Raw genomic sequence first — 14,377 nt, 5'->3', positions numbered from 1 at the left:
AGTAAACCCGGTTGATTAAAGAACGATTGTATCCGTTTATCCGATGACTACCAGCCGTAAAACTCCCATCTTCTATAAGAGGGAGATAACGGCTGCTACGTCCCTGGATAAGTTCTTCTAAGCTTCAGCTGGAGTAAGTATTCCTCTTGGGCAAACTCCATCTGAAGCTAAGAATCACTTGATCCGGCATCTGCTTTGCTGAGAATTCTAAATGGTGTGAAGCGAAGGTATGCCTGTTATGGAGGGTCCCTCCATAACGGGCATACCTTCGCTGTTCGTCTATTCATTAGGTAATCTTCACGCCATGTTTCCTGGATTAGTTACATTTTAGAAGCGAATACAAACACTATTGTATTTAAATAGTTGTATTATTTTATGCCGATTTATTCCGGCTACCCCTTTTATATTCAGTTAATACGCTTTTTGGAGACCTATAATTTGACTTGACATCTCTAATTTACCAAAATATAATAAATGCAAATGCAATGCATTTGCATTTAAGGTTCCGGTGTGGCATATATTTACAAAGAAGAGGGTTGAAGAGGGCTGTGTACACCAACAAGATTCTCATCTGCAAGGAGTGCTTTCAACGGCGCAAACAAGAATGGTTATAAAAATTACATAATTGGAGGAGGTTATTGAAACATGAAAAGGTTCTGGAGTTTACTTTTAGCTGGGAGTTTGGTTTTATTTCTGCTTGCGGGGTGCGGTACCACGTCCCCTTCATCAAAGGCAGACGACAGCCAAACTCAAAAAGAAACGCTGTCCGTCTATGCAAGCTTTTATCCGATGTACGATTTTGCAGCAAAGATTGGCGGGGATAAAGTTTCTGTCGTGAACATGGTTCCGGCCGGAAGCGAACCCCATGATTGGGAGCCGACGGCCGCCGATATCACAGGGCTTGAAAAAGCCGCCGTCTTCATTTATAACGGAGCCGGTATGGAACACTGGGCTGAGGACGTTTTGGAATCCCTGCAAAACAAAGACCTGGTTGTTGTTGAAGCGTCGAAGGGCTTAACTCTTAGGGAGGGGCACCACCATGAGCATGAGGGCGAAGAAGAGGCGCATGCTGATGCAGCAGCAGATGAACATTCCGACGAAGAGGAGAAATACGATCCCCATGTTTGGCTAAGCCCCTTAAATGCCAAGGCGGAAATGGAAAACATCAAAAACGCCTTTGTCCAGGCGGATCCTGATAACAAGGATTATTATGAGGCGAACTATGCGAAATATGCAGCCGATCTGGACGTACTTGACAAAGAGTTCAAAGATACCCTTACCCCTCTGCCGAACAAAGACATTATTGTTGCCCATCAAGCATTTGGTTATTTGTGCGCGGCCTATGGCTTAAATCAGGTTGGGATCGAAGGTCTGTCCCCCGATTCCGAACCCGACCCGGCGAGGGTGGCTGAAATCATTGAGTTCGCTAAAGAGCATAAGGTAAGGGTGATCTTCTTCGAGGAATTGGTAAGTCCCAAAGTGGCCGAAACCATAGCGAAAGCCATTGACGCCCGCACGGATGTTTTAAGTCCGATAGAAGGTCTGAGCGACGAGCAGCGGGCGGCCGGTGGGGATTACTTCTCCGTTATGCGTCAAAATTTAGAAAACCTCAAGACGGCACTGCAGTAAGGGGATTATAATGCCTAAGGTAATCGAAGTGGATAATTTGAGTTTCAATCACGGGAATGAGCCGGTTTTCAGGAAAATCGGCTTTTCCGTTTCTCAAGGGGATTTTGTCGCTATCATCGGCTCGAATGGTACGGGCAAAAGCACCTTATTGCGTCTCCTATTGGGAGAGCTTGCCCCGGCAGTGGGGAACATCCGGCTATTTGATCAGGATATCCATCAATTCAGGAACTGGCCGAAAATCGGCTATCTGCCGCAAGCCGGATTCCAAAGCGGTGCCGGCTTTCCCGCTACTGCTGAGGAAATCGTCAAAGCAAACCTTTTTTCCCAGATTGGGCTGTTGCGGTTTCCGAAAAAGGAGCATCGTGAGAAAACACAGCGCGCCCTTGAGCTGGTGGATATGGCTGCCTACTCCAAGCGGCTGATCGGCGAGCTTTCGGGAGGCCAGCAGCAGCGGGTCATGCTGGCGCGGGTGCTGGTGAACGATCCGGTGCTTTTGCTGCTCGACGAGCCCACCACCGGCGTGGACGCCCAAACCGTACGATCCCTTTATGAATTGCTGTCACAATTAAATCGGAAAACAGGTCTTACGATTGTGATGGTTACCCATGATACGGGCAGAGCGGCAAACTATGTTTCACGGATTTTATGTCTGGAAGAAGGGTCTCTTGTGGAACTGGAAAAATCCCAGGTCGATGAAGAGCTTTTACACAGGCACAAGCACCCGGCCAACGACGATCAACGCCGGCAAGAAGGAGATAAAGGGTATGGCAGTGATTCTGGAATATGATTTTATGCGGCGGGCTTTCATAGTCGGAATTCTGTTGGCCCTCATCATCCCCTGTATCGGGATCATTGTGGTGTTAAAGCGCCTCTCGATGATAGGGGATGCCTTGTCCCATACCTCCCTGGCCGGTGTGGCCGCCGGCCTGATCCTGGGTATCAACCCCATATTGGGCGCGGTTGCCGCCTGTATCGCCGCCGCGCTGGGCATTGAGGTCATCCGCAAAAAGATACCTAAGTTCTCGGAGATGTCCATCGCCATCATCATGTCGGCAGGTGTCGGGCTGGCTGGTGTATTATCCGGCTTCGTGAAAAACGCGGCTAATTTCAACAGTTTTTTGTTCGGCAGCATCGTTGCCATCAGCGATTTTGAAATGATACTGGTGGCTTGTATCAGCGGTACAATTATGCTTGCCTTTGTTCTGTTGTATAAAGAGTTGTTTTATATCGCTCTGGATGAAAGAGCCGCGCGGCTCGCGGGGGTTCCGGTAAGGGTTATCAACGTTATCTTTACCATACTGACAGCCGTTACGGTATCTGTTGCCGCACGCACGGTGGGTGCCCTGATTGTTTCCTCACTGATGGTTGTTCCGGTGGCCTGCGCCATGCAGTTGGGCAAGAGCTACAAGCAGACGGTCATATACTCGGTCTGCTTCGCTGTTTTCTTCATGGTAACCGGGCTGTTCACGGCCTATTATGCGCGCTTAAAACCCGGAGGAACCATCGTGCTGATAGGTGTTCTATGCCTGGTGTTGATTTTGTTGACGAAAAAAATGTTGGCCCGCATTGTATTGACTGCGGATAAACGTAGTTATGTCAAGTAAATGTAAAGGGGTGAATAACCATTGAAAGAGGAACAAAAAGGCTGGCCTTCCGGCATGAAAAAGACTAAACCCCGTGAAAGTGTGCTCTCCGTGCTGGAACAGGCGGATAAGCCTCTAAGTGCCATGGAAATCTACTCCGAAATCGAAAAAGACGGTGAATCCGCTTGGCGTTCTACCGTCTATCGCATATTGGAGCTTTTTGTGAAGAAAGGCCTGGTTGTCAAAATTGCTATGATGAGCAATGATATGGCCCTTTATGAGCTCAACCGTTTTCAGCATAAGCACTATGCCGTATGTTTGTGCTGCCACAAAATTCTCTCAATGGATAATTGCCCGGTGGAGAAGTTTATGCCGAAGATCAAAGATGATGATTTTCGTGTTATGGGTCATAATTTGGAAATATATGGGTATTGCGGGGAGTGTTCGTCTGTAAGCATATGATATTGGCGCTCCCCTGTCATATGCTTGTCTGGTGTGCATAGACATACTTACTGTACAAACATATTTGCTGATTAAAGGAGGATGCCAATGGCCGCGGAACTATACGTCATCTCAGGTTTCTTAGGAGCGGGAAAAACCACGCTGATCCAGAAACTGCTCAAAGAGGCTTTCCGGAATGAGAAGGTCGTCCTCATTGAAAATGATTTCGGTGAGATCAGTATCGATGCCGCACTGCTCAAATCCAGTGGTGTTGAAGTAAAAGAAATCAATGCCGGGTGCATTTGCTGCAGCCTTTCGGGCGATTTTGTAAAAGCTCTCAAAGAGCTTTTGGATCGCTTCCGCCCTGACAAAATCATCATTGAACCATCCGGCGTCGGTAAACTGTCGGACATTATAAAGGCCTGCTCTGATCCCCGCCTTAAGCCCCTGGCAACGGTTAAGTGTAAAATTACCGTCGCGGATGTGAAACGCTGCAAACTGTATCTGGACAACTTCGGTGAGTTTTTTGAAGATCAAATCAAACATGCGGATGTCGTGCTGTTAAGCCGGACCGAGACGTTCCCTGACAAGGTGGACTCCGCCTATAAGCTGGTGAGAGAGCTGAATGCCCACTCGGCTATCATTGCCAAAGCGTGGAGCCGTATCACTGCCGCTGAGATCCTGCATCCGGAGCACGAGCATCATAAGCATCATAAACACCATGGGCATGGGGAGCACTGCAGCCACGGGCAGGGGTGCAGCTGCGGACATCATGGTGCCCAGGTTCACGGGGAGCATTGCTCTTCCGGTCATCATAACCATGGGGCAGAAGATATCTTTGACACAGTAACCATACGGACAAAGCGGATTTTCAGCAGGGAGGATCTGAAGGCCCGGGTTTCGAAGATGGAGCAGGGTGCAAAAGGCACCATCCTCCGTGCTAAAGGTATCGTTCGCGGTACAAGCGGATGGGTGAATCTGCAATATCTCCCCGGAGATTTAAAGATCACAAAATGCGCCGCCGGCGGTGATATGCTGTGCTTTATTGGCCGGAATTTAAACCGGCAGGAGTTGGTCATTCTCTTTGGCGGAGAGTGAGGTTATGGCGATACCCGTTTATGTTGTGACCGGTTTCCTGGATGCCGGTAAAACGACATTTCTGAATCATCTGCTGAACAGGCGGGACTGGCGGGATGTCAGGATGATTGTCATTCAGTTTGAAAGCGGCGAAGAGGATTTTCAAAGCCGGTATGGCAACTGCCCATGCTTCTCCGTCCCCAAAAAGATTTTGGAACAGCAGCCAAAGCAAATTGTCGAACAAATCCGCAGCTTGTTGCAAAGCCGCGAGCTTGATGAAATATGGATCGAATGGAACGGTGTCGTCCCCTTTGCGCAGCTGCAGGCTTTGTTTTTGCACGCTTCACTGCGCAGCCTGTGCAAGATTCAAAAAGTCATACATATAGCCGACGCGGGGAATATCGAAAATTTGCTGGGCAGGACGGGAGGCGCTCTGCCCGAGCAGATTTCAACTTGCGATTTGGCCGTTGTACGCAATGCGGGTTCGGCAGCGATGTTTAAGCGAATTCGGCACCTGTTGAATGAAATTAATCCCGGGGTTAAGATCATCGAACTGAAGGCCTATCATGATTTATATAAACAGCTTTTCGTGAAAAAAGAGCGCCCGCTCAATCGATTCTTCCTGATGATCCTCTTGCTTGCCGTCCTGTACTTTGCGCTCAAGCCGCTGGCGGAGATCCTGCAAATTCCGGTCAATACAATCATCAACGTGTTTTTGGGGATAATGCTGCAGGCTGTTCCGTTCTTACTGATAGGGGTATTGCTATCCTCTGCAATTCAAGTTTTTGTCCCTCAAGACGCCATTGAACGCAGGTTTCCTAAATCAACCGGCTTGGGTATGGCGGCTGCAATATTGGGCGGCTTCTGCCTTCCAGTTTGCGACTGTGCTTCTATTCCCATTTTCAGAAGTTTGGTTAGAAAGGGTATTCCGCTTCCCGTCGCCGTTACCTTTATGACAGCGACGCCGGTGATCAATCCGGTGGTTATGCTATCCACCTATTATGCGTTCAATGGGGATATGACGATTGTGATCAGTCGCGTGTGCTGGGGGATTGCAGCCGCTGTCAGCATTGGACTTATCGTTGGCAGCTGGGCAGCGAAAGGCCGTGTATTGTCCGGAGGGGCTCTTGACCGGCTGATGTGCAGCTGCGGCTGCTACGAGGACGCCGAATCCATTACTACTTTTAAAGGCAAGGCCGGTCTGTTTATACGGCATTCCCAAGCGGAATTTTTCAGTGTGGGTAAATATTTGGTGATTGGCATCTTTATCTCCTCCCTATTTCAAACCTTGGGAACAGGGATATTCACCACTGCTCAGAGTGGCGCAGGCTTGGCAATTTCCATGGCAATTATGATGGCTATGGCCTTTGTCCTATCTCTATGTTCATCCTCCGACGCGGTTGTGGCGCGCAGCTTTGCCAACCAGTTCCCCATGGGTGCGATCATGGGCTTCTTGGTGTTTGGGCCGATGATGGACATTAAAAATGTGATGATGCTTTCCTCCGGGTTTACCAAGGGTTTTATTGTCAAACTAGTATTGACGGCTTTTATTGTATGTTTTGCCATAGTCTTTTTATTCTCCAGCTTGGGAGGGATGTAATATGCAGGCAAGGGCCTTTAATCCGCAAAGTTTCTTAGAGTTCCTGTGCTATTCTGCTTTTGGAGGATTGATATTCTTTTTGGTGCGCAGTGGCAAATACCTTTCTTATGTCACGCCCAGAATGGAGCCTTATCTCTATTTCACGGCAATTGTCATGGGAATCTGGGCTTGTACGGGGCTGGGCAGGCTTTTTCGCCCGCAGCACAAACTACGCTCCGCTCATTGCCTGGTCTTGGCAATTCCTATTTTATTGCTGTTGCTCCCTCATACCTCTCTCAGCGCTGCCGATCTTTCCGGCAATTATATGGGCGGAAATGCTTTTTTAGGTCTATCCGCTCAGAATTCTTATGGCACACCCAAAAAGCAGACTCCCCCGGGCAATTCCAGCGTTAATGCCGCAACCAGTATGCCGGCCGCGGATCTCCCGGAGAACAGCGTTGATCCCGCCGGGGATAATCCATCCGATTCGATAGACATCCCTGTTCCCGCTCCGCAAACCGATGTGTCCGAAGAGAAATATTCGACCGACCTGCCCGGTCTGGATGTCAGGAATAAGAAAATCACAGTAGCCAATGAGGATTTCGGCGTGTGGATTTCCGAACTATATGGGAATATGGAACGCTATAAAGGGTACACGGTCGTGATAACGGGGTTTGTTTTCAAAGACCCTGGAATGCTCCAAGCAGATGAATTCGTACCCGCCCGTTTAATGATGTCCTGCTGTGTCGCAGATTTAGCGCCTGCCGGACTGCTCTGCAACTATGATAAGGCTGCCGAGCTGAAAGCGGATTCATGGGTTACGGTTGAAGGTACTCTATTTATAGGAAGCTATATCTACAATGATGTGGAATACGATGACCCGCAGATTTCCGTGACGAAAATTACACCCGCGGAAGAAGTGAAAGGGTATGTATCTCCCTATTAAATTAGGTCTTTTTATTTGTGTATTCTAATGACGGCGGAATATGGGAGGCAATGTGATGAATGTGGTTAAGGCGCGGCCGGCCAGGTCAGACTTGGCCGGCCGTTTGCTTGTTGCCGGGGTTAGGTCCGTGTTGGATAAAGGTGGCGCTTAAGCCTGCGGCGGGTCAAAAAGATCTTCGGTAATAGTGCCGATGACCTTAACGTCCCGTATGCCTGTGAGGGCACCGCTGCTCGTCAGGAAAATATTACCGGAAACAATCGTATTCATAGCGGCCAGGACCTCAGCTTGATTCAGGTCTTCCCGGGGATTGGGAATCGTTATGGTAAACGTCTTTCCTCCCTCGGTGCTGAAACTTAACCTGATCACTTTGGTATTGGTAATGGTCACAAGCTCACCTCCTTTGCTTTGGATTTTTTAACGGTTACTCCTCTATCAGCCGGAAGTTTTTGCGCTGCAGCACTTCCAGCAGCGGATGCAGTGACAGGCTGAATAACGCCCGGGCAACATCGTAAAGGGCTTCTTCAGAGGCGTCGGACCGCACATAGTTCAGGCTTTTTTGCCTGGTCACCGGGCTCCCGGTGGGAGTAGATCCGCTTTGGTAAACTGCTACCAGGGTCGAATTCAAAGATTCAGTTATTATTGGCATTTTTGTCCTCCTTTCTGATCGTTTTGACAAACCGGCTGTTCCGGCATGTCCCTATATTCTATGGGCTTGTACACCCGAGAGTTACCCTCTGAAACAAAAAGAATCTCCGAACCAGCCAACCTCTTGGGTTGTTTGTAATTTTGGCAGGATTATCCTGAAAGTTACATTATTTTTTATTGACATATGCTCATTAAACAAGATAATATAAGTCAAATGCAGATGCATTGCATTTGCATTTGACTTATATTATCTGATGAAGTGAGAATTGGAGGAAAAAAATGAAAAGAGTAATGATTATTCTGGTGACGCTCATGAGCTGCTTTCTCTTGATGACCGGGTGCAGCAGAACCGAGAAAACAGAAGCATCGGACATAAAAACAACGGTTGCTGTAACCGTGCTCCCCCAAAAAGCTCTTGTTGAAGCGGTAGGCGGGAATTTAGTGGAGGTAATAGCCATAGTTCCGCCGGGAAACAGTCCCGGCAATTATGAACCAACACCGCTGGAAATGGAAGCTTTCAGTAAATCAGCTATTTATTTCACAATTGGAGTACCTACAGAGAAGGCCAATATTTTGCCTAAAGCCAAAGATATGATCGTTGTGGATCTGAATACTAAGGTAGCAGAAAAATATCCTGACCTGGAGTTTAGCCCGGGAAAACGGGATCCCCACATTTGGCTGTCTCCTAAACGAGCAAAGGTTATGGTGGAGACCATTGCTCAGGAAATGAGTTCTTTGGATGTGAAAAACGCAGAGATCTACAAGCAAAATGCGGAAGAGTATCTTAAGAAGTTAGATCAGCTTGATAGGGATATAAAAGCAATGGTTGAAGGTCTGAATAACAAAACGTTTATTGTCTTCCACCCTGCTTATGGGTATTTGGCCGATGATTACGGACTGACCATGTATGCCCTTGAACAGAGTGGTAAAGAGGCTACTCCACAGCATTTAGCGGAAATGATTGATCTTGCCAAAGCCGAAAACATAAAGGTTATCTTTTCCCAGGCCGAAATTGACAGCAAGCAGCCCCAAGCCTTCGCTGAAGAAATCGGAGGGATAAAAGAGATGCTCAATCCTCTTTCGGCGGACTATATAACCAACCTGCAGACCATGGCCAAAGCCATAACGGGAACAATGAAATGAGCGGCTTGAATAGTGTCACTAAAAAGGCTGTTCAGATAGAGAATTTATCGGTGTATTATGGACAAACACCTGCAATTGCAGGTGTTTGTCTTGATGTGGACGATGGCGGCTATTTGGGAATTATAGGACCTAACGGAGGCGGAAAATCAACCTTATTAAAAGCAATTCTCGGGCTGGTACCAAAGGCGTCCGGAACAATTCAGATCTATGGCCAAGCCTTTCGCGGGAATAAAGGCTTGGTAGGATATGTCCCGCAGTTTAGCGGCTTAAATCGGAGCTTTCCCATAACAACACGAGAGGTAGTGTTAATGGGGAAATTAAAACCGGGATTAACACCCTTGCATAAATTTACCGGAGCTGATCAAGAGGGTACGGAAGAGCTGCTTGAACGGGTAGGCATTTATCACCTGGCAAGCAGACAAATAGCGGCTCTATCCGGCGGCGAGTTTCAAAAGATGTTGATAGCAAGAGCACTTGCTGTCAACCCCAGGTGTTTGCTGCTGGATGAACCAACGGCCAGCGTGGATGCAAGCTCGCGGGATCAAATATACGACTTGCTTGCGGAATTAAATACACAAATGACCATCATCTTGGTAACCCATGATTTAAGGGCTATTTCCTCTCAGGTTCGAACCCTGGCTTGTCTCAATGGACATTTAGTGTATCACGGAGAACCAGAGCTTAGCGAAAGGCTTGTCAATAGCCTCTATGGCTCTCCCGTTGATCTTATTGCCCATGGAGTACCTCGCCGGTTGATGAAAGAGCATAAGGAGGGTTAACTAACATGATGAAGGCACTCTTGGAATATCAGTTTCTGCAAAATGCGGTACTTGCCAGTATCCTGGCCAGTATTGTCTGCGGAATGATTGGCGTGGTTATAGTAGAAAAAAGGTTAATTATGATGAGCGGAGGGATCGCCCATACTTCTTATGGGGGGGTAGGCTTAGGGTATCTCCTGGGTTTTGAGCCGATCCTGGGGGCTTTTTTGTTTTCCATAGGCGCAGCCCTGGGAATAGGTTTCATTAAAAGAAGAGGCAGTGCAAATTCTGAAGTAATCATCGGCATGTTCTGGTCACTGGGCATGGCCCTGGGCATTCTTTTTATTGCCCTGATGCCGGGATACCCGCCGGACCTGAGTTCATATCTCTTCGGCAGTATTTTATCCGTGACCAAAGCGGATCTTTATCTGATGATCAGCTTAACTTTCATTGTATTGTTTATAATGATCCTATTGTTCGATAACTGGAAAGCCTTTCTTTTTGACGAGGAGTTTGCTTCAATAATCGGTATCAAAACTGCCTTTTTGGAATATCTTCTTCTGGTTCTGATAGCAATGACTGTGGTGGTTCTGATCCGGGTGGTGGGCATTATCCTGGTGCTTGCTTTACTGACGGCACCAGCAGCCCTGGCAGGGATGCTTTCTTCAATACTTAGAGACCGCATGATTTATGCGGTGATTCTTGGCAATATTTTTTGTCTGACGGGGCTTGGGATTTCCTATTGGCTGAATATTGCGTCCGGTGCTTCTATCGTGATTTTATCCGTAAGCTGTTATTTTTTAGCGTATATTTTCCGTTGGGTAGTGAGGTCAGCTTTCGGTCGCAACTGAGCATAGGGTATCCATGTTCTGTTTACTAATCTATCCGGCTCCTCAGGCTGGGCGGCAAAATAAACTTTTTTGAAAATATAAGTATTTAGCAGGAATTTACGAAGAGATTGTAGAATCAACTCTAAAATAGCCAGAAAATATCTATCGGCAAAACCATGAAGGTATTGCAAAGACCATGGAGGTTGACCCATTAGGGTCGGCTTCGTGGTCTTTTTTTATGATTGAAGAAATGGAGTGAAAGGGATGGAAATGCAGACTAGGATTAAAAATTACTGGGAGGGGGAGGCTTCCCGCTACAGCGAAGGGATTTGGAGAGAGATGAACAGCTTCAAGAAACAGGCTTGGGCAGGTTTGATTCAGCGGTATAGGCCGGCCGGCAATCCCTTAAAGGTTTTGGATATCGGCACCGGCCCGGGGTTTTTTGCTATGCTGACCGCTGAAATGGGGCATAAAGTCACGGCCACCGACTGTACACAAAACATGCTGCTTGAAGCGCAAAACAATCTGGAACAGCTGGGGTTGAGAGCCGAATACGTTTTAATGGATTCACATGCTCTTTCGTTTGCGGATGATTCCTTTGATCTGATTCTCTGCCGGAATCTGACCTGGACTCTTCGTGATCCCCAGACTGCCTATAGAGAATGGCATAGAGTTCTTAAGCCCAAGGGGAGATTGTTGGTATTCGATGCTAATTGGAACTTACGCCTGAACGACCCTGAATGGCAGGCCAGATACCTGGCAGACATGGCCGAGGCTGAACGGAGAGGGATTCACCGTCGAGGACATGTTGATCCTGCAGAAGGGGAGCGCATAGCCAAAGACCTGTTCTTAAGTTCCCGCCTTCGTCCTCATTGGGATGCCGGTGCGCTGATTGATGCCGGGTTTAAGGAAATCTTTATTAACATGGATATTTCCGACCTGGTTAGGGATGAGGATGACAAGGTCTTGTATAGGTCGACCCCTATGTTTCTGGCAGGCGGAGAAAAGTAAACTGAGCAACCCCCCTGACAGGAAGGCTGTCCCGGAATTGATCAACAGAAGGATGTGAGGAGTTGGAAGGCGAGAAGACATGAAAAAATCTAAACTCATTATTAAACGGGTGCTGCAAGTCATCCCCATGCTGATGATCGTCAGTATATTGGCCTTTGCCTTAAGCAACCTGTCCTCCGGGGATGTTGCGGAGATAATCATACGCAGTGAAGGCTTAGAGGTTACTGAACAAAACGTTGCAGCCGTACGGGAAGAGTTGGGACTGAATGCACCGCTGCCTGTCCAATATGTTAACTGGCTGACCAAAGCAGCTAAGCTGGATTTTGGGGTATCCTTTCAAACCAAAAAACCCGTCTCGGAAGAAATCCTCTCCAGATTTCCCGCAACTTTAAAGTTGGCTGTTGCAGCAATGACTATTTCAATTCTCTTGGCTATACCCATAGCCCTGCTTTCAGCCAGATACAAGGATTCCATAATTGATCACTTTTTCCGATTTCTATCTACTGTGGGTGTTACAATGCCGGATTTCTGGCTGGGTCTGATGCTTTTATATATTTTTGCAGTTCAGTTGAACCTTGTTCCGGTCATCTCCGGAAGTAAATGGCAGAATATTTTCCTGCCGGCCTTTACCCTTAGTGTCAGTCACATAGCTATCTATACCAGAATTTTAAGAAATAATCTCATAGAAATCAGCCATTACGACTTTATGAGAGCGGCAAGAGCCAGAGGACTAAGCCAAAACGCTGCCTTGCTGAAGCATGGCTTGAAAAACGCGGTGCTGCCCTGCATTACCCTTATAGGAGTGGACTTCGGACATCTATTAGCAGGTCAGTTTGCCTGTGAGACCATCTTTTCCTGGAACGGTATCGGGAAATTTGCTATTGACAGTATCAAACTTAAAGATTTGCCGGTTATCCAGGGATATATAATGATCGTTGCCGTTACGTTCATTGCCGTAAATCTTTTGCTGGATATTTTATACCTTTACATAGATCCCAAAATACAACTAAAGTAACAGGAAATACCGGGAAGATATCTTTTGGTTGCCGCAGAGAGGGATGGTCAGTATTTTAGTCAAAAATAGCTTGCGGAAGTTCAAAAAACAAAAATTAGCCATGCTGGGATTAGGTATTATAAGCATCTTTATATTGGCCGGTATTTTTGCCCCGTATGTGTCCCCTCATAATCCCTATGAGGTGGATCTAACCGCCAAATTGCTTAAACCTTGTCTGGAATTCCCCCTGGGAACAGACCAGCTGGGCAGATGTATCTTGTCAAGGCTGATCTATGGTATCAGGACAAGCCTCACCACAGCCATTATGGCCACAGCGCTTATGCTGGCAATCGGAGTCCCTCTCGGTATTCTGGCAGGTTATGGGGGAGGATGGCTGGATAATGCCGTTATGCGTCTGGCGGATATTGCCTCAACCTTTCCCTCCAGCCTTTTGGCCTTAGCAATCGTAGGAGTTTTAGGCCCCAGCATCGTCAATATTATGATTGTTTTCGTCCTGCTATGGTGGGCCCCTTTCGCCAGAATTGTGCGCAGCATGGTGATAAAGCTTAAAGAAAAGGAGTTTGTCATGGCGGCCATCGCTGCCGGCAGCAGCCGGACGACGATCATCCTTAAACACATCACCTTGAATGCCATTTCTCCCATCATCGTCTTGGCCACCCTGCGAATTGCAGCGGTCATTATGCATGTCGCCGGCTTTTCCTTTATCGGCTTGGGTTCCCAGCCGCCCACCGCCGATTGGGGCGTGATGCTGAGCGACAGCAGACAGTATTTGACTTCTTATCCCTTAATGCTGCTTTGGCCTGGGCTGGCAATTATGCTGGCCGTGTTTGCCTTCAATAGTTTAGGGGAGGGACTGAACGATATTCTCATTCCATCTTCAGGAGATATGGCAGTCATAAAGGAGGATAAGGACTGAAATGACTGAGCAGCCCATTCTATCCATCATCAACCTTAAAACTCACTTTTATTTAGAAGAACAGGTGGTCAAAGCTGTGGATGGGGTCAGCCTGGATGTGTACACAGGCAGAATAACCGCCGTTGTAGGCGGTTCCGGAAGCGGAAAGTCGGTAATGTCTTTATCGGTTTTTAACCTTATCGACAAGCCGGGAAAAATTAGCGGGGGAGAGATATGGCTCAATGGGGTTAACCTGAGAAATTTATCGGAAAAGCAGCTTTTAAAAATCAGGGGCCAGGAAATAGCCATGATCTTTCAGGAACCCACCAGTTCCCTGAATCCTGTGGAAAAAATTAAGACCCATCTTTTCGAGGTAATCCGCACCCACAATAAAGGAATCAGCAAACAAGAGGCTTTAAGCAGGTTCAGAGAGGTGCTTGCCCGTGTCGGCCTGAGGAATGCGGATCAAATTCTGGAAAGCTATCCTTTTGAGTTAAGCGGAGGAATGTGCCAAAGAGTCATGGTAGCCATGGGCTTGCTGGCCCGGGCCAAAGTGCTTATTGCCGACGAACCCACCTCATCCCTGGATCTGACAACCCAGGCAGCCATCCTGGAAGAACTGGTGCGTTTAAAAAATGAAGGCATGGCTATCCTCTTGATTACCCATGATTTAGGAGTTGTAGCTCAAATGGCCGATGATGTTTATGTGATGAACGACGGAAAAATAGTCGACAGCGGAACCGTGTATGAGGTCTTTGACCGGCCTAAGCATGAGTATACAAAATCTCTGCTTAAGTCTATTTTCTAATTCGAAAAAGGGTGAAA

At 47.5% G+C, this 14,377-nt stretch carries 16 protein-coding genes; 14 read left to right on the top strand and 2 right to left on the bottom strand.

The window, feature by feature from the left end; genetic code table 11:
- The first annotated feature begins 645 nt into the window (after window positions 1-645).
- The 7 genes from DESYODRAFT_RS20110 to DESYODRAFT_RS20080 all read left to right on the top strand — a co-directional run bounded on the left by DESYODRAFT_RS20110 (window position 646) and on the right by DESYODRAFT_RS20080 (window position 7,255).
- Window positions 646-1,629 (top strand): metal ABC transporter substrate-binding protein, encoded by a 984-nt coding sequence (locus DESYODRAFT_RS20110; RefSeq protein WP_007785905.1) that lies wholly within the window; start codon window positions 646-648, stop codon window positions 1,627-1,629.
- Window positions 1,630-1,639: 10 nt separating this feature from the next.
- Complete coding sequence (locus DESYODRAFT_RS20105; protein ID WP_007785904.1) at window positions 1,640-2,416, top strand: metal ABC transporter ATP-binding protein; 777 nt, start codon at window positions 1,640-1,642, stop codon at window positions 2,414-2,416.
- Entirely contained in the window at window positions 2,394-3,233 is an 840-nt protein-coding gene (locus DESYODRAFT_RS20100) for a metal ABC transporter permease (protein ID WP_007785898.1), read from the top strand. Before DESYODRAFT_RS20105 ends, DESYODRAFT_RS20100 begins: the two co-directional genes overlap by 23 nt.
- Before the next feature lie 21 nt (window positions 3,234-3,254).
- Complete coding sequence (locus tag DESYODRAFT_RS20095; RefSeq protein WP_007785897.1) at window positions 3,255-3,674, top strand: Fur family transcriptional regulator; 420 nt, start codon at window positions 3,255-3,257, stop codon at window positions 3,672-3,674.
- A gap of 87 nt (window positions 3,675-3,761) precedes the next feature.
- Window positions 3,762-4,751, top strand: a complete 990-nt coding sequence (locus tag DESYODRAFT_RS20090) for a CobW family GTP-binding protein (RefSeq protein WP_007785896.1) — start codon at window positions 3,762-3,764, stop codon at window positions 4,749-4,751.
- Window positions 4,752-4,755: 4 nt separating this feature from the next.
- A complete protein-coding gene (locus DESYODRAFT_RS20085; RefSeq protein WP_007785895.1) occupies window positions 4,756-6,330 on the top strand; it encodes a permease in 1,575 nt (524 codons plus the stop codon).
- 1 nt (window position 6,331) lies between these two features.
- On the top strand, window positions 6,332-7,255 hold the full coding sequence (locus tag DESYODRAFT_RS20080) for a TIGR03943 family putative permease subunit (RefSeq protein ID WP_007785894.1): 924 nt from the start codon (window positions 6,332-6,334) through the stop codon (window positions 7,253-7,255).
- A gap of 147 nt (window positions 7,256-7,402) precedes the next feature.
- On the opposite strand, the gene DESYODRAFT_RS20075 is transcribed toward DESYODRAFT_RS20080, so the two are convergent.
- Entirely contained in the window at window positions 7,403-7,642 is a 240-nt protein-coding gene (locus DESYODRAFT_RS20075; protein ID WP_007785892.1) for a DUF2922 domain-containing protein, read from the bottom strand.
- 34 nt (window positions 7,643-7,676) lie between these two features.
- Complete coding sequence (locus tag DESYODRAFT_RS20070) at window positions 7,677-7,901, bottom strand: DUF1659 domain-containing protein (protein ID WP_007785891.1); 225 nt, start codon at window positions 7,899-7,901, stop codon at window positions 7,677-7,679.
- A gap of 278 nt (window positions 7,902-8,179) precedes the next feature.
- On the opposite strand from DESYODRAFT_RS20070, the gene DESYODRAFT_RS20065 reads away from it, so the two are divergent.
- The 7 genes from DESYODRAFT_RS20065 (at window position 8,180) to DESYODRAFT_RS20035 (ending at window position 14,360) form a co-directional block, all read left to right on the top strand.
- A complete protein-coding gene (locus DESYODRAFT_RS20065; protein ID WP_007785889.1) occupies window positions 8,180-9,043 on the top strand; it encodes a metal ABC transporter solute-binding protein, Zn/Mn family in 864 nt (287 codons plus the stop codon).
- Window positions 9,040-9,822, top strand: a complete 783-nt coding sequence (locus tag DESYODRAFT_RS20060) for a metal ABC transporter ATP-binding protein (protein ID WP_007785888.1) — start codon at window positions 9,040-9,042, stop codon at window positions 9,820-9,822. Before DESYODRAFT_RS20065 ends, DESYODRAFT_RS20060 begins: the two co-directional genes overlap by 4 nt.
- Window positions 9,823-9,827: 5 nt before the next feature.
- On the top strand, window positions 9,828-10,652 hold the full coding sequence (locus tag DESYODRAFT_RS20055; protein WP_007785887.1) for a metal ABC transporter permease: 825 nt from the start codon (window positions 9,828-9,830) through the stop codon (window positions 10,650-10,652).
- Between the two features lie 243 nt (window positions 10,653-10,895).
- Entirely contained in the window at window positions 10,896-11,642 is a 747-nt protein-coding gene (locus DESYODRAFT_RS20050; protein ID WP_007785885.1) for a class I SAM-dependent methyltransferase, read from the top strand.
- Between the two features lie 79 nt (window positions 11,643-11,721).
- Window positions 11,722-12,657, top strand: a complete 936-nt coding sequence (gene nikB / locus DESYODRAFT_RS20045) for a nickel ABC transporter permease (protein ID WP_007785883.1) — start codon at window positions 11,722-11,724, stop codon at window positions 12,655-12,657.
- A 28-nt stretch (window positions 12,658-12,685) separates the two neighbouring features.
- A complete protein-coding gene (locus DESYODRAFT_RS20040; protein ID WP_242833496.1) occupies window positions 12,686-13,573 on the top strand; it encodes an ABC transporter permease in 888 nt (295 codons plus the stop codon).
- Between the two features lies 1 nt (window position 13,574).
- Window positions 13,575-14,360 (top strand): ABC transporter ATP-binding protein, encoded by a 786-nt coding sequence (locus tag DESYODRAFT_RS20035; protein WP_007785879.1) that lies wholly within the window; start codon window positions 13,575-13,577, stop codon window positions 14,358-14,360.
- Window positions 14,361-14,377: the final 17 nt, after the last annotated feature.

The sequence above is a fragment of the Desulfosporosinus youngiae DSM 17734 genome, assembly GCF_000244895.1.
GTDB lineage: Bacteria > Bacillota > Desulfitobacteriia > Desulfitobacteriales > Desulfitobacteriaceae > Desulfosporosinus > Desulfosporosinus youngiae.
The sequence above is the reverse complement of the archived record's forward strand: the minus strand, read 5'-3'. Positions and strand labels throughout refer to the sequence as shown.

Bases quoted from the DNA above. Each gene is read 5' to 3' on its own strand.
- DESYODRAFT_RS20055 (WP_007785887.1), top strand. From the start codon at position 9,828: ATGATGAAGGCACTCTTGGAATATCAGTTTCTGCAAAATGCGGTACTT.
- DESYODRAFT_RS20060 (WP_007785888.1), top strand. From the start codon at position 9,040: ATGAGCGGCTTGAATAGTGTCACTAAAAAGGCTGTTCAGATAGAGAAT.
- DESYODRAFT_RS20105 (WP_007785904.1), top strand. From the start codon at position 1,640: ATGCCTAAGGTAATCGAAGTGGATAATTTGAGTTTCAATCACGGGAAT.
- DESYODRAFT_RS20110 (WP_007785905.1), top strand. From the start codon at position 646: ATGAAAAGGTTCTGGAGTTTACTTTTAGCTGGGAGTTTGGTTTTATTT.
- DESYODRAFT_RS20035 (WP_007785879.1), top strand. From the start codon at position 13,575: ATGACTGAGCAGCCCATTCTATCCATCATCAACCTTAAAACTCACTTT.
- DESYODRAFT_RS20080 (WP_007785894.1), top strand. From the start codon at position 6,332: ATGCAGGCAAGGGCCTTTAATCCGCAAAGTTTCTTAGAGTTCCTGTGC.
- DESYODRAFT_RS20065 (WP_007785889.1), top strand. From the start codon at position 8,180: ATGAAAAGAGTAATGATTATTCTGGTGACGCTCATGAGCTGCTTTCTC.
- DESYODRAFT_RS20070 (WP_007785891.1), bottom strand. From the start codon at position 7,901: ATGCCAATAATAACTGAATCTTTGAATTCGACCCTGGTAGCAGTTTAC.
- DESYODRAFT_RS20090 (WP_007785896.1), top strand. From the start codon at position 3,762: ATGGCCGCGGAACTATACGTCATCTCAGGTTTCTTAGGAGCGGGAAAA.
- DESYODRAFT_RS20100 (WP_007785898.1), top strand. From the start codon at position 2,394: ATGGCAGTGATTCTGGAATATGATTTTATGCGGCGGGCTTTCATAGTC.
- DESYODRAFT_RS20085 (WP_007785895.1), top strand. From the start codon at position 4,756: ATGGCGATACCCGTTTATGTTGTGACCGGTTTCCTGGATGCCGGTAAA.
- nikB (WP_007785883.1), top strand. From the start codon at position 11,722: ATGAAAAAATCTAAACTCATTATTAAACGGGTGCTGCAAGTCATCCCC.
- DESYODRAFT_RS20050 (WP_007785885.1), top strand. From the start codon at position 10,896: ATGGAAATGCAGACTAGGATTAAAAATTACTGGGAGGGGGAGGCTTCC.